Genomic DNA, 13,509 nt, shown 5'->3' with positions numbered 1-13,509 from the left:
CAAATAACAGGACGGATACAGCATTTTATTTCTCGAAAAGCAATGGATATAGAAGGTCTTGGAGGAGAAACCGTTGCTTTGCTTGTTACCGCAGGGCTCATTCATAATTATGCCGATCTTTATACGCTCACTAAAGCGGACATCCTTCCCCTGGAAAGAATGGCAGAAAAGTCGGCAGAGAATCTTATTACCGGTATAGAAAGATCCAGAGAGATTCCATTTGAAAGAGTCTTATTCGGACTAGGGATTAGGTACGTAGGAGAAACGGTTGCCAAGAAACTGGCTAAACACTTCAAATCGGTCGAAGCATTGATGGCGGCCAGCAAAGAAGAGCTGGAGAATATTGATGAAATTGGAGAACGTATTGCCTGGAGCGTTGGTGATTTCTTCAGTAATGCTGAAAACAGGAAGAATGTGGAGCGGCTTCGGGAATATGGAATACAAATGGAAATTTCCGCAGAGAAACTGGCGAATCAAACCAGTATCCTGAATGGGAACACATTCGTGATTTCCGGAGTATTCAACAAGGTTTCCAGAAATGATCTAAAAAAACTCATTGAAGATAACGGCGGAAAAGTTTCCAGTTCGATCTCTTCCAAAACTAACTATCTGGTAGCCGGTGAAAACATGGGCCCAAGTAAGCTTGCAAAGGCAGAAAAGCTGGGTACTCAAATGTTGAGCGAAGACGAATTTCTGGCTATGTTGGATAAATAGAATGCTGTGAAAAAGTTTTACTTTCTTCTGATTTTTATGCAAACTGGTTTCTTGTCCAGAGCACAGACCATCCCTGAAGATTTTGTGTACCTGAAAGATGTGGTGCCATTTGCGATGGAGGAAGTTCGCTATGCAGGGGAGCATAATTTTACAGGCAGACCAGTTCCCGGATATGAGTCGGCACGGATCATTCTGACTAAAAAAGCTGCGGAAGCCTTAAAAAAAGTACAGCAAGAACTTATTCAGAAGGATTTGATGTTAAAGGTTTTCGATGCTTACCGACCTCAGACTGCCGTTAGTGAATTTGTAGCATGGGCTCGAAAACCCGGGGATACCCTGGCGAAAAATGAATTTTATCCTGATGTCGAAAAAAGCAGGTTGTTTGAACTGGGTTATATCGCTTCAAAATCGGGACATTCCAGGGGTGGTACTGTAGATCTTACTTTGGTAAACGCGAACACCTGTAAGGAATTGGATATGGGTGGAGCCTACGATTTTTTCGGAGAAATATCTCATCATCGTTCAACTTCGGTCACTTCAGAACAAAAGAAAAACAGGGAACTTTTAAGAACAGTTATGCTCAAAAATGGTTTCCGAAGTTATTCCGAAGAATGGTGGCATTATACCCTGAATGCAGAACCCTTTCCGTATCAATATTTCGACTTCCCTATAAAATAATTACACCGCAAGCTTTACACCATCTGCCGAAGATTTTTTCCCATTTTGAAAGAAGAAATCTACTCTGCCCAGATAGACACCATAGCAGCCAACCTGGTTCACCAGTACATGATTTCCTACCTTGTTGGTTTCCACCGTTGGTTTGTCAAGAAACGTATGCGTATGTCCTCCAATGATGAGGTCAATATTTTCTGTAGCTCTCGCCAGTTTAATATCCCCGATCTTTTGAGATGAATATTTGTAGCCAAGATGTGACAGACAAATTACCAGGTCACAATTTTCTTCTTCCTTAAGAATCCGACTCATATCGGTAGCGATTTCAATTGGGTCTAAATATTCAGTTTCCTTGTATAGTTTGTTGCTTACCAATCCCTGCAATTCGATCCCAACACCAAACACGCCGATCTTTATACCATCTTTAGTGAAAGTGCGAAACTTATCAGTTTTTCCATCCATGATGGTATTGCTGAAGTCGTAATTTGATATTACAAATGGAAACTCCGCATGTGGTAGCTGGGCATACAATCCATCGATACCATTATCAAAATCATGGTTTCCAAGCGTTGCCGCATCATACTTTAGCATGCTCATTAACTTGAATTCCAGTTCACCACCGTAAAAATTGAAGTATGGCGTGCCCTGGAAAATATCTCCGGCATCCAGCAACAAGGTATTAGGGTTTTCTCTGCGTATTTTCTCTACCAGTGTAGCTCTTCTGGCAACGCCTCCAAGATTTGCATTTCTACCTGCATCTGCACCAAATGCCTCGATATGGCTATGCACATCATTCGTGTGCAGGATCGTGATCTGTTGTCTTTCAGGTTTAAAGGATAAAGCTGATAGTCCGCCCAGACTAACTAAAGCTGTAGCGGCCGCCGTATTCTGAATAAAATCTCTTCTTTTCATGTTACTGTCTTATATAACGATCATCGATCACACTTCTAATGGTATCGGTTTTACGAAAGTAGTCTATCATCACATTGCGGATCTTGTAATCACTGGAATGAATACTTACAGGATCGGCGAAGAATTTCATGTTATCACCACCACCCACAAGGTAATCTGAAGTCGCAACAAAATAGGTGCTATCCCTGGAGATCTGTTGTTGTTTGATCGTCGCATTTTTGATCATATAACTGCCGTCAGCAATGATCTTGATCCCGCTTACGGGATGAGCAGTTTTGGCTTTGCTCAGGTAATCCAGCATCTCCAGCATTTTTTCACCTTTCAGCTCAGCAATGACCACTTCATTTTCAAAGGGCATTATCTGGTATGCAGTCCGCGTGCTAACATTTCCCACTGGTATTTCTGCACGTATTCCACCATGATTCAATAACACCATATCTATGCTGTTTCCGGTATTTTTTCTGAATATCGGATTTACCTGTTCCATCAGCGCATCTGCCATCAGGTTGCCAATAGCCGTATTCAGGTCTCCGTCTCTTTTGGAAAGAAATGAAGGATTGTAGCTAAGAGGTGAATCAAGAGTTTCGTTAAGGTGTTGCTTGTACGGAGCGATAAATTCAGTAATTTCTGAATCTTCTTCGATACTACTGTCTACAGAAATTCTTTTTCCATCTACCTGCTCTAAATGTTTGAATTCAGTTTTACAGGAGCTCAGCAATAGTACTGAAGCACATATGATCGTGGTAAGGTTTTTCATTCCATTTGGCATTACTTTTCAAATATAACAAGAATAGCTCGTTAGCCATGTGTTCAGCTTATTCAACAGCAAAAAAATATATTGGTTTGGTTAGTAGTGAATGCTGTTATTTTACAAGACCTTGATTCTTAAAGTTTTGACCCCTTTCAGCGTGTGCGTAAAATTACTCATCATAATTCATGGAATTCTCTATATTATCAGGTGGAAAATAGCTTCTCTAGCTTACCTGCATGCGTCTAAAATTTTACAAATTATAGAAAGCTGTTTAATCTGTGAAATCTTCCCTTCGGAAGCCACCTCAAGACATAGTTTGCTAATAGAAATTATTTACATTTGCCCTCCGAAATAATTGAATGATCACGAATAAAATTAAATCGGTTCAGCTAAAGAAAGCTATTGACAAACTGAAGAAGAATAGGCAATTTGCTACGAATACTTCAAACCGGGTATTACTGGTTATTTCTGAAGAAAATGTTGAAATCTATGGAAGTCTTCAAAATCTTTGGAAAAGTTTGGGCCTGCCTGCAAATGCTTTTGATGTTGTGATCTGCGGAAGTCTTCGTGATTTAGATGATAAAAACCTGTTGCAAGTTAGTTTTAAAGACTTAGGTCTTGATGGCGAATTCAAAAACAAGGATCTCTCGGCGCTGCTGGAAAATGAATTTGGATCAGCGATCCTTGTAAGCGGAGCGGAAGCTTTGCTTTCAAATTATGTGGTCTTAAGATCTGGGGCAACATTTTTGATTGGTAAATCTCCAGATCCTTTTTCGATCCTGGATGTAGAAATTTTTGAAAATGATCCTTCTCTTCTTAAAGCAGAATTGATCAGATATTATAAAATATTAAAACATAAAAAGTAATGGAAGCTTTTATTGGTACCGGAGTAGCGCTGGTTACTCCTTTTAATGATGATCTTAGTGTAGATACGAACGCTCTTTCAGCATTAGTAAAGGATCAGATAGAAAATGGGATCGAATACCTGGTGGTTCTAGGGACCACTGCAGAAAGTGCTACCCTTAGTAAGAAAGAGAAGGAGCTTGTAAAAACTGTGATCAAAGAGGCAAACCAGGGGAAATTACCATTAGTGCTTGGAATGGGAGGTAATGATACGGCTGGGCTGGTGGAAGAACTGATATCAGAAGATCTGGAAGGTTTTGATGCCATACTTTCAGTTTCTCCGTTTTACAATAAACCAACGCAGGAAGGTATTTACCGTCATTTCAAGGCAGTAGCTGAAGCTTCGCCGCTACCGGTTATTTTATATAATGTACCGGGTAGAACTGCGAGTAACATCCTGCCTGAAACCATCAACAGGATCGCCAGGGATTTTAAGAACGTAATCGGTGTAAAGGAAGCTGCTGGAGATATAGTGCAGGCTATGAAGTTGATCTCACTTGTTCCTGAAGATTTCCTGGTTATTTCAGGAGATGATATGATCACCTTGCCAATGACACTGGCTGGCGGGAAAGGTGTGATCTCTGTAATTGGTCAGGGCTTACCCAAAGAATTTTCAGAAATGGTACGTCTGGGATTAAAAGGAGAAGTTAGAGAAGCTTACAAATTACACTACCGCATTGCACCTTCCATAGACATGATCTTTGCTGAAGGGAATCCAGCTGGCATCAAAGCTATGCTACATAAAAAATCTCTAGTTAAGAATAATTTGCGGCTGCCTTTAGTAGAAGCGACCGATGGTCTTTATTCCAGAATTTCAGCCTTTGTTGAAAGTTTCTAGACCTTGCTGCAGTAAAAATAAATTCTAAAAGACTTTCCTGATACAATAAATGCCCGTAAACAGGGTTATTTGAGTAGATTAGGAAAGTTTTTTTTATACTAACAAAAAATGTATTTTTGCCAGATGTTTTTACGTATCATGAAAAAAGGAATTCTCGCTCTAGGCCTGTTGATGGTCACTATATCCTGTAGTGAATATCAGTCATTGCTTAAAAATGAGGAAACTGCGCCTAAATATACAGCTGCAGAAGAATTATATACCGAAGGTAAAGAAGAAGACGATAATGGAAAGTTACGTAAAGCTTTACGATTATTGGAGCAGATCGAGCCTGAGTATCGAGGAAAACCTCAGGGGGAACGCCTTGTTTATATTCTTGGAGATACGTATTACCAGTTAGGTGATTATTACAATGCTCCTTTTAATTTTGAACGTTTTGTACAATTGTATCCAAATAGCCAGAAGGTAGAAGAAGCAGAATATAAAACGGCGGTTAGTTATTACAATCGTTCTCCGCGCTTTAACCTGGATCAAACCGATACCAGAAAAGCGATCGAGGAACTTCAGGTTTATTTAAATAAATATCCGGAAGGAGAATTTGTAGATTCAGCAAATGATTACGCGACAGAGTTGCGAGTGAAGCTGGAGAAAAAAGCATACGAGATCGCAAAGCAGTATCACAAGACCAGATATTATAAGGCGGCAATCGCTTCTTTCAATAACTTCATTGCAGAATATCCGGGATCGCCGTTTAGAGAAGCTGCTTATTACTATCGATACGATTCAGCATACCAGCTGGCGATCAATAGTTTTGAAGTTTTGATGCAGGAAAGACTTGAAAATGCCAGGGAATTTTATAATTCCTACAATAAATATTATCCAGAAGGTGAGTTTACTCAGGATTCTGAGGCTTCCATGATGGAAATTGATAAAAGGTTAGAGAATTTTTAATAAAGGAATGATGGATTTTAAAAAAATTGATGCCCCGGTTAACACAACTACTATCAACAAGAATGAAGTAGATGCACCTACCGGAAACATTTACGAGGCGATATCTATCGTAGCGAAAAGAGCTGGACAGATAAATGGTGAGATCAAAAAAGAGCTTCTGGAAAAGCTTGATGAGTTCGCTACTTATAACGATTCTCTTGACGAGATTTTTGAAAACAAAGAGCAGATCGAGGTTTCAAAATTCTACGAAAAACTTCCAAAACCGCAATCACTTGCGATCCAGGAGTGGCTTGATGACAAGATCTACTGGAGAAACACTATGGATACCGAAGAATAGAATCGGTTAACTGATATGTCTGTACTTCAAGGCAAAAAAGTTTTACTCGGCATTACCGGAGGTATTGCTGCCTACAAAACTGCTTCACTGGTACGGCTATTTGTGAAGTCTGGTGCAGAAGTGAGGGTTGTGATGACCCAGGCTGCAAAAGAATTTATCACTCCGCTAACACTTTCAACTCTTTCCAAGAATGAAGTCTATTCTTCGTTTACTAGTGAGGAGGATGAAAACGAACAATGGAACAATCACGTGGAACTCGGCCTTTGGGCCGATTTCATGCTTTTAGCCCCAGCCACAGCGAGTACTCTCTCTAAAATGGCTTCGGGCAATAGCGATAACATTTTGCTTGCTACTTATCTTTCAGCTAAATGTGAAGTTTTCTTTGCCCCGGCAATGGATCTGGACATGTATAAACATCCATCTACTACCAAAAGTTTTGAAACGCTCCAGGGATATGGAAATATCATGATTCCTTCGGGAACCGGTGAGCTAGCGAGCGGACTTTCAGGAAAAGGCAGAATGGCAGAGCCTGAAGAGATTATTAGCTTTATCGAAGATCACCTTTCTAAGGATCTTCCACTTCGGAACAAAAAAATTGTGATTACTGCGGGACCAACTTATGAAGCCATAGACCCGGTACGATTTATTGGAAATCATTCCAGCGGAAAGATGGGCTTCGCAATTGCCTTAAAGGCGGCAGAAGCTGGCGCTGAAGTTGTCTTAATTTCCGGTCCTACTCATCTTGATATCTCACATGATAATATTGAACTCAAGAGAGTGGTAAGCACCCTGGATATGTACGAAGCTGCTCATTCTGAATTTGAAAACACCGATGTTTTTATAGCTGCGGCAGCTGTAGCCGATTACAGACCTAAGGCGGTTGCAGATCAAAAGATCAAAAAGAACGATCCCTCCTTAAATCTGGAATTAACCAAAACTGAAGATATTCTTGCTTCTCTGGGTGCTATTAAGAAAGATCAGAAGTTGGTAGGTTTCGCTTTGGAAACCAATAATGAGGAAGAAAATGCAAGAAAGAAGCTGGAAAAGAAAAATCTAGATTTTATTGTCTTAAATTCCCTTCAGGATGCCGGTGCAGGTTTTAAAGGAGATACCAATAAGATCAGGATCATTTATCCAGATAGAAAACTGGAATTTGACCTTAAAAGTAAAACCGAAGTTGCCCAGGATATCATTACCGAAGTAATAAAAATGTTTAATGCTTAGAATTGCCTTTTTAGTACTGTTCACTATATTTTCCTACTCAGGAATCGCGCAGCAATTAAGCTGCGAGGTAGTGGTAAACGCGGAACAAACAGGACAGGCAAATCTTTCTGTTTTTAAAACGCTGGAAAGATCACTGAATGAGTTTATCAACCAGAACACCTGGACAGACAGACGCTTACAGGATCATGAACGTATTAAGTGTAGCATGTTCATTACGATTAATAGTTTTGAAGGAGAGAGCTTTAATGGCACTATCCAGATCCAATCTTCCAGACCGGTTTATGGAACCAGTATGATCACGCCGGTTTTTAATTTTAATGACGAACAATTCAGTTTTAGTTACCGGGAGTATCAGCCGTTGAATTATAGTCAGAATACCTACACTAATAATCTCGTATCTGTAATTTCCTTTTACGTATATACCATTCTTGGACTTGATGCGGATACCTTTGCTCCAGAAGGTGGAACAGCTTTCTTCGAGGAAGCTAACAGGATCGTTACAACTGCCCAGCAGGGAAACTCCCAGGGCTGGAGAGGATCAGACGGTCAACGTTCGCGTTTCAGATTGAACGCAGATCTACTGGCGAACACCTATGCTGAATACCGAGAAGCACTTTACGATTATCACAGGTTAGGGCTTGATGTCATGCATGCTGATGTAATGGCCGGGAAAACCGCCATTGCCGAATCTTTGAATAAGCTGGAAGTAATGAACAATCGCAGAAATAATTCCCTGCTGCTACGTGCTTTCTTTGATTCCAAGGCAGATGAAATAGCTTCTGTCTATACCGGAGGGCCTGCTTATCCTGCCAAGAACGAACTTATCCAAACACTGAATAATATCGCTGCGAGGTACGCCCGTAGCTGGCGAAATATTCAGTAGGAATTTTGGTTGATTACGAGTATTTTCTCTCGTATATTTAGCACAAATTTTAACCGAATTGCTTACATCTCTTTCCATAAAGAATTACGCGCTTATTGAAGATATTACGATGGATCTTCAATCTGGTTTTACGATCATTACCGGGGAAACCGGTGCCGGGAAATCTATCATGCTGGGTGCATTGGGTTTGTTACTGGGAGATCGCGCAGACTTCAGTAGTATTAGAAATACCGAAAAGAAGTGCGTTATCGAAGGTCATTTTAGTATCAAAGATTACGCGTTACAGCAATTCTTTGAAAAAGAAGATCTGGATTATGAGCAAATAAGTATCATTCGGCGTGAAATTTTACCTTCCGGGAAATCCCGTGCATTTATTAACGATACACCGGTGAAGATTACTTCTTTGCAAAAGCTGGGAACTTCCCTGATCGATATCCATAGTCAGCATGAGACCCTTAGTCTGGGAAATGCAGATTATCAATTCAATGTCATTGATACTATAGCGAAGAATGAAGGAAGTATTCTTCAGTATAAAGCAGAATTAAAAGAGTATCGAAAATTTCAGAAGAGATTTGAAGAGCTAAAAGAAGAACAGGCACAGGCATCAAAGGAATACGATTACAATCTTTTTCTTCTGAATGAACTGCAGGAGGCTGGGTTAAAATCAGGAATGCTGGAAGATCTCGAAGAACGATACGAGTCTTTAAACAATGTCGAGGAACTTACTGAAAATCTTAGTGCGGCATTAAGCTCAATACAACAAGAAGAAATAGGGAGCCTGGAGACATTGAAGTCGGCTAGATCTCATATTTCCAGAATTGCCAAATTCTCCGGAATTTATGATAATTTCCATGAAAGATTACAGAGTGCGATCATAGAATTAGACGATCTTGAAGATGAAATGACAGATGCCCTGGAAGCTGTGGAAGCAAATCCTGAAGAGCTGGAAAAGGTGAATCAGCAATTGCAGGTGATCTATAATCTACAAAAGAAGCATAATGCTGAAAGTGTAGAAGAACTTTTGCAGATAGCGGAAGCTCTTCAGAAAAAAGTTTCGGTAACAGAAAATGCGGAATCCGCTTTGGAAGAAGCTGAAAGATCGATCAAAAAACAATTGATCGTTATATCTGAAACTGCCGCGAAACTTCATAAGAATCGTTTAAAAATTATCCCGGCTTTTATTGAGCAAACGGAAATCATACTCAAAGACCTAGGAATGCCCAATGCGAGGCTTAACATTGAACTTAGTACCACCACAGAATTTCTGAGTAATGGGAGCGATAAGCTCGAATGGTTCCTGGCGGCGAATAAAGGCGGAAGTTTTAAAGAGATCAGGAAAGCAGCATCGGGTGGAGAACTTTCCAGAATCATGCTCGCAGTAAAAAGCATACTTGCAGCACAAAGTAAACTGCCAACGATCATTTTTGATGAAATTGATACCGGTGTTTCTGGAGATATTGCCCATAAAATGGGTGAGATTCTTGCCAGAATGGGTGCTAACATGCAGGTGATCGCGATCACTCATTTACCACAAATAGCCGGAAAGGGAAGTTCACATTTTAAGATATTTAAAGAAGATAGCGAGGTTGCGACTCAAACCAAGATCGTAAAACTTGAACAGGATCAAAGAATCGATGAATTGGCGATGATGCTTGGAGGTACTAGCCGAAGTGATTCTGCACGTGCCCATGCAAAAGCCCTGTTGAATTAATACCCTATCATCTGAAGCCCAAAAGGCGGCGGATTTATTTCAACTTTGCTATATTTACAGGCTTAACAACCACAAAAAATAAATCACATGTCATATAACCTGCTAAAAGGTAAAAGAGGAATCATATTTGGTGCATTGGACGAAAATTCAATTGCCTGGAAAACAGCGGAGAGAGTTCACGAAGAAGGTGGAACTTTTGTGCTAACGAATGCTCCAATCGCGATGAGAATGGGAAGTATCAATCAGCTGGCTGAAAAAACCGGTTCTGAGATCATTCCTGCAGATGCTACCAAAGTAGAAGATCTTGAAAACCTTGTAGAGAAGTCTATGGAGATCCTTGGAGGGAAGATCGATTTCGTGCTTCATTCCATCGGGATGTCTGTGAATGTTCGTAAAGGAAAACATTATACAGATATGAACTATGACTTCACGACCAAAGGTTGGGATGTTTCAGCAGTTTCTTTCCATAAAACCATGCAGGTATTGTATAAGAAAGATGCAATGAACGAATGGGGAAGTATCGTAGCTTTAAGTTATATGGCGGCTCAACGTGTATTCCCAGACTATAATGATATGGCAGATAACAAGGCATATCTGGAGTCCATTGCGCGTAGTTTCGGTTATTTCTTCGGAAAAGATAAAAAAGTGAGAGTGAATACCATTTCACAATCTCCAACGCCAACTACAGCAGGAACTGGAGTTAAAGGCTTCGATGGTTTTATTGCATTTGCAGAAAAAATGTCTCCGCTTGGAAATGCTACCGCTTTGGAGTGTGCAGATTACACCCTGACTTTATTCTCAGATCTAACCAGAAAGGTAACTCTTCAAAATCTATTTCACGATGGTGGATTCTCGAACACGGGAGTGAGCCAGGAAGTAATGGAGACTTTTGTTAAGGATTCAGAATAATAAAACTCTAAATATAAACTGCCGGAACCTGAACACTATGTTCGGCTTCCGGCAGTTCTATTTTAAATAATTAAGATGCAGCCAGAATATTCATTTGTGATCCCTGTTTATAACAGACCTGATGAGATCAGGGAGTTATTGCAGAGCATGCTTAAGATGCGTGCGCCGGTTCCATTTGAAGTGGTGATCGTCGAAGATGGCTCTACAAATTCTTCTGAAGCTGTTGTAGCTGAATTTCAGGATCGATTATTTATTAGTTATTATTTTAAGAAAAATTCTGGACCAGGCGATAGCAGGAACTACGGAATGAGAAAAGCCCAGGCTCCGTATTTCTTAATTCTGGATTCAGATGTCCTAATGCCTGAAGATTACCTCGAAGAGGTTCATCAGTATTTATCTGGCAATTTTCACGATTGTTTTGGAGGGCCAGATGCTGCCCATGAATCCTTTTCGAATACACAGAAGGCCATAGATTACAGTATGACTTCTTTTTGTACCACTGGTGGAATACGTGGAGGTAAGAAAGCAGTTGATGAATTCCAGCCCCGTAGTTTTAATATGGGGTTAAGCAAAAAAGCATTTGAACTTAGTAAAGGGTTTGGCAGGATACATCCAGGGGAAGATCCAGATTTGAGTTTGAGATTAAAGAAATTGGGGATTAAAACTTGTTTGATTCCGAAGGCTCGGGTTTTTCATAAACGACGTATAGACTGGAAAAAGTTCTTTGTACAGGTTAAGAAGTTCGGGATGGTACGGCCAGTTTTGAACAAATGGCATCCTGGATCTGCGAAGATCACTTATTGGTTTCCTTCTTTATTCATGACCGGACTCATACTTTCCATAATTCTTTTATTTGCAGGATTTAGTTTTTTTATAAGCTGTTATCTTATTTATTTCCTAATTATTGCTGTGGATGCAGCGATACGAAATAAAACTCTATATATTGGATTGTTGGCTGTAAAAGCGGTGATCATCCAGTTTTCTGGATATGGCTATGGTTTTATAGTGTCCAATTATCATATAAATATTCAGAAGAAACAACCGGAAGTGGCATTTCCACAATTATTTTTCAAAAAGCATGGCAACCAGGAATAGAAGAAGAAGGTTCAAGAAATCAAGCATAAAGACATTCGGTTTTTTTCTGATCTTTTCTGCGATCGTGTGGGTACTGGTGCAGTTTTCCAAAACGTATACTCAGGTGATCGAAGTTCCGGTAAACTATCTCAATGTTCCCCTGGATAAAAGTATTTCTGACGAACGTCCGGATCATGTGGATCTTCAGCTTCAGGATAATGGCTTCAGTATTTATTACTATAAAATCTTCAATCTGAAGCTTGATATAGATCTTTCCGAAGCTACTGAAAGTGATAAGAACCTGATCTATTCTATAGAAAATCATATCACGGTGATTGAACAGCAACTGAAGGTGACCCTGGAAGATTCAAGGATCATCCAGGATGAGATCGTAATCCCATTTCAATTTAAGAAAGAAAAAATGCTAAAGATCATCTCAAATGTTGAGGTGAGTTATGCCGTAGGTTATTCGGCAGACGAACCCCTTCAACTGGTTCCCGATTCCGTAAAAGTTAGTGGCCCCGAGGAAGTGATCACCAAATTGAGTTCGATACCGACTTTAAAGAAAAAACTGGAAAATGTAAATTCAGATCTTGACGGGAGTGTTAAACTGGACACTACGGGCTATGGTGAATTAAGTTTTTACGAAAATAGTGTACGGTATACGCAGAAAGTTGAAAAATTCACTGAGGGCAAAGCTGAAATCCCGGTAGAGGTCATTAATGTTCCAGATAATCTCAACCTGGCATATTTTCCGAAGTCGGTCGTAGTGTATTACCAGGTAAATCTTGAAGAATTTGAAAAAGTTGGAGCTTCCGACTTTTCCGTAGTTTGCGATTATAAAAGTGTGAAGGATGGTGATGATTATATGATCGGACAGATCAAAACGAAGCCGAAATTTGTAAACAACATTCGGTTGAATGAACGTAGAATTCAATTTGTGATCAAACGATGAAAATAGTAGGACTTACCGGAGGTATTGGAAGTGGGAAAACTACGGTGGCGGGCTTTTTTAAAGATCTGGGCATCCCGGTCTATATCGCAGATGATGCAGGTAAAAGATTGCTGGCAGAAAGTCCAGATATCAGAGAAAAAGTTAGCAAATTGTTAGGTGCAGCTGCATACAACGAACAAGTACCTGATAGAAAGTATATTGCAAATAAGGTTTTTAATGATAAGGACCAGCTTGAAAAACTGAACGCAATTATACATCCCGCAGTTGCTAGCGACTTTCAGGATTGGCTCTCGAAGCAAACTTCAGAATATATCATTTATGAAGCAGCTATTCTATATGAAGCTGGAGGATATAAGAAATGCGATCTCAGCATTCTGGTGACAGCTCCACATAAGTTAAAAATTGGAAGACTTCAGAAAAGAGATGATAGTACAGTAGAAGAAATCGAAGCCAGAATGGGTCACCAGTGGCCTGATGAAAAGAAAGCAGAACTTGCCGATTATCTTATTGAAAACAAGGATTTGCAGCAAACCAAACTACAGGTTAGAGATATCCATATCCAAATCTTAAAAGCACGCGAAAATTGAAGGAAGTTCTGTTAACATTTGGTTAAACAGCTTAACCTCTAAATGTTAAAATATTACTTTTGACCGCATGAATAAGAAGCTTTTTGTCCTT

At 39.9% G+C, this 13,509-nt stretch carries 15 protein-coding genes; 13 read left to right on the top strand and 2 right to left on the bottom strand.

What is annotated here, in order from left to right; all coding sequences use genetic code 11:
• On the top strand, window positions 1–714 hold a 714-nt coding region (locus QZ620_RS10770), incomplete at its 5' end, for a helix-hairpin-helix domain-containing protein (RefSeq protein ID WP_295181496.1).
• A 6-nt stretch (window positions 715–720) separates the two neighbouring features.
• Window positions 721–1,392, top strand: coding sequence for a M15 family metallopeptidase (locus QZ620_RS10765; protein ID WP_295181495.1), 672 nt, complete (start codon window positions 721–723; stop codon window positions 1,390–1,392).
• Here QZ620_RS10765 and QZ620_RS10760 read toward each other — a convergent pair whose 3' ends face one another.
• On the bottom strand, window positions 1,393–2,298 hold the full coding sequence (locus tag QZ620_RS10760; protein WP_295181493.1) for a metallophosphoesterase: 906 nt from the start codon (window positions 2,296–2,298) through the stop codon (window positions 1,393–1,395).
• Window position 2,299: 1 nt separating this feature from the next.
• A complete protein-coding gene (locus tag QZ620_RS10755) occupies window positions 2,300–3,055 on the bottom strand; it encodes a 5'-nucleotidase (protein WP_295181491.1) in 756 nt (251 codons plus the stop codon).
• Window positions 3,056–3,408: 353 nt separating this feature from the next.
• Between QZ620_RS10755 and QZ620_RS10750 the strand changes: the two genes are divergently transcribed.
• From QZ620_RS10750 to coaE, 11 genes are all read left to right on the top strand, one after another.
• Window positions 3,409–3,915, top strand: coding sequence for a hypothetical protein (locus QZ620_RS10750; protein ID WP_295181489.1), 507 nt, complete (start codon window positions 3,409–3,411; stop codon window positions 3,913–3,915).
• Window positions 3,915–4,790, top strand: a complete 876-nt coding sequence (gene dapA / locus QZ620_RS10745) for a 4-hydroxy-tetrahydrodipicolinate synthase (RefSeq protein ID WP_295181487.1) — start codon at window positions 3,915–3,917, stop codon at window positions 4,788–4,790. Before QZ620_RS10750 ends, dapA begins: the two co-directional genes overlap by 1 nt.
• 138 nt (window positions 4,791–4,928) lie before the next feature.
• The gene (gene bamD / locus QZ620_RS10740) at window positions 4,929–5,738 is read left to right on the top strand and encodes an outer membrane protein assembly factor BamD (protein ID WP_295181485.1); all 810 of its coding nucleotides are present in this window, start codon (window positions 4,929–4,931) and stop codon (window positions 5,736–5,738) included.
• Window positions 5,739–5,748: 10 nt separating this feature from the next.
• Window positions 5,749–6,075 carry a DNA-directed RNA polymerase subunit omega gene (locus tag QZ620_RS10735; protein WP_295181498.1) on the top strand — a complete coding sequence of 109 codons (327 nt, stop codon included), beginning with the start codon at window positions 5,749–5,751 and terminating at the stop codon, window positions 6,073–6,075.
• Between the two features lie 15 nt (window positions 6,076–6,090).
• Window positions 6,091–7,299: a bifunctional phosphopantothenoylcysteine decarboxylase/phosphopantothenate--cysteine ligase CoaBC gene (gene coaBC / locus QZ620_RS10730; RefSeq protein ID WP_295181483.1), complete on the top strand. Its 1,209-nt coding sequence runs from the start codon at window positions 6,091–6,093 to the stop codon at window positions 7,297–7,299.
• Window positions 7,292–8,182 carry a DUF4835 family protein gene (locus QZ620_RS10725; RefSeq protein WP_295181481.1) on the top strand — a complete coding sequence of 297 codons (891 nt, stop codon included), beginning with the start codon at window positions 7,292–7,294 and terminating at the stop codon, window positions 8,180–8,182. Before coaBC ends, QZ620_RS10725 begins: the two co-directional genes overlap by 8 nt.
• A gap of 58 nt (window positions 8,183–8,240) precedes the next feature.
• Window positions 8,241–9,893, top strand: a complete 1,653-nt coding sequence (gene recN / locus QZ620_RS10720) for a DNA repair protein RecN (RefSeq protein ID WP_295181479.1) — start codon at window positions 8,241–8,243, stop codon at window positions 9,891–9,893.
• An 87-nt stretch (window positions 9,894–9,980) separates the two neighbouring features.
• Window positions 9,981–10,802 carry an SDR family oxidoreductase gene (locus QZ620_RS10715; RefSeq protein WP_295181476.1) on the top strand — a complete coding sequence of 274 codons (822 nt, stop codon included), beginning with the start codon at window positions 9,981–9,983 and terminating at the stop codon, window positions 10,800–10,802.
• 75 nt (window positions 10,803–10,877) lie between these two features.
• The gene (locus QZ620_RS10710) at window positions 10,878–11,897 is read left to right on the top strand and encodes a glycosyltransferase (RefSeq protein WP_295181474.1); all 1,020 of its coding nucleotides are present in this window, start codon (window positions 10,878–10,880) and stop codon (window positions 11,895–11,897) included.
• On the top strand, window positions 11,881–12,831 hold the full coding sequence (locus tag QZ620_RS10705) for a YbbR-like domain-containing protein (RefSeq protein ID WP_295181472.1): 951 nt from the start codon (window positions 11,881–11,883) through the stop codon (window positions 12,829–12,831). Before QZ620_RS10710 ends, QZ620_RS10705 begins: the two co-directional genes overlap by 17 nt.
• Entirely contained in the window at window positions 12,828–13,418 is a 591-nt protein-coding gene (gene coaE / locus QZ620_RS10700) for a dephospho-CoA kinase (RefSeq protein WP_295181470.1), read from the top strand. Before QZ620_RS10705 ends, coaE begins: the two co-directional genes overlap by 4 nt.
• The last annotated feature ends 91 nt before the right edge of the window (window positions 13,419–13,509 follow it).

It is taken from the genome of uncultured Christiangramia sp. (genome assembly GCF_913046405.1).
Classification (GTDB): domain Bacteria; phylum Bacteroidota; class Bacteroidia; order Flavobacteriales; family Flavobacteriaceae; genus Christiangramia; species Christiangramia marina.
The sequence above is the reverse complement of the archived record's forward strand: the minus strand, read 5'-3'. Positions and strand labels throughout refer to the sequence as shown.

Bases quoted from the DNA above. Each gene is read 5' to 3' on its own strand.
- QZ620_RS10760 (WP_295181493.1), bottom strand. From the start codon at position 2,298: ATGAAAAGAAGAGATTTTATTCAGAATACGGCGGCCGCTACAGCTTTA.
- QZ620_RS10755 (WP_295181491.1), bottom strand. From the start codon at position 3,055: ATGAAAAACCTTACCACGATCATATGTGCTTCAGTACTATTGCTGAGC.
- QZ620_RS10750 (WP_295181489.1), top strand. From the start codon at position 3,409: ATGATCACGAATAAAATTAAATCGGTTCAGCTAAAGAAAGCTATTGAC.
- dapA (WP_295181487.1), top strand. From the start codon at position 3,915: ATGGAAGCTTTTATTGGTACCGGAGTAGCGCTGGTTACTCCTTTTAAT.
- bamD (WP_295181485.1), top strand. From the start codon at position 4,929: ATGAAAAAAGGAATTCTCGCTCTAGGCCTGTTGATGGTCACTATATCC.
- QZ620_RS10735 (WP_295181498.1), top strand. From the start codon at position 5,749: ATGGATTTTAAAAAAATTGATGCCCCGGTTAACACAACTACTATCAAC.
- coaBC (WP_295181483.1), top strand. From the start codon at position 6,091: ATGTCTGTACTTCAAGGCAAAAAAGTTTTACTCGGCATTACCGGAGGT.
- QZ620_RS10725 (WP_295181481.1), top strand. From the start codon at position 7,292: ATGCTTAGAATTGCCTTTTTAGTACTGTTCACTATATTTTCCTACTCA.
- QZ620_RS10715 (WP_295181476.1), top strand. From the start codon at position 9,981: ATGTCATATAACCTGCTAAAAGGTAAAAGAGGAATCATATTTGGTGCA.
- QZ620_RS10710 (WP_295181474.1), top strand. From the start codon at position 10,878: ATGCAGCCAGAATATTCATTTGTGATCCCTGTTTATAACAGACCTGAT.
- QZ620_RS10705 (WP_295181472.1), top strand. From the start codon at position 11,881: ATGGCAACCAGGAATAGAAGAAGAAGGTTCAAGAAATCAAGCATAAAG.
- coaE (WP_295181470.1), top strand. From the start codon at position 12,828: ATGAAAATAGTAGGACTTACCGGAGGTATTGGAAGTGGGAAAACTACG.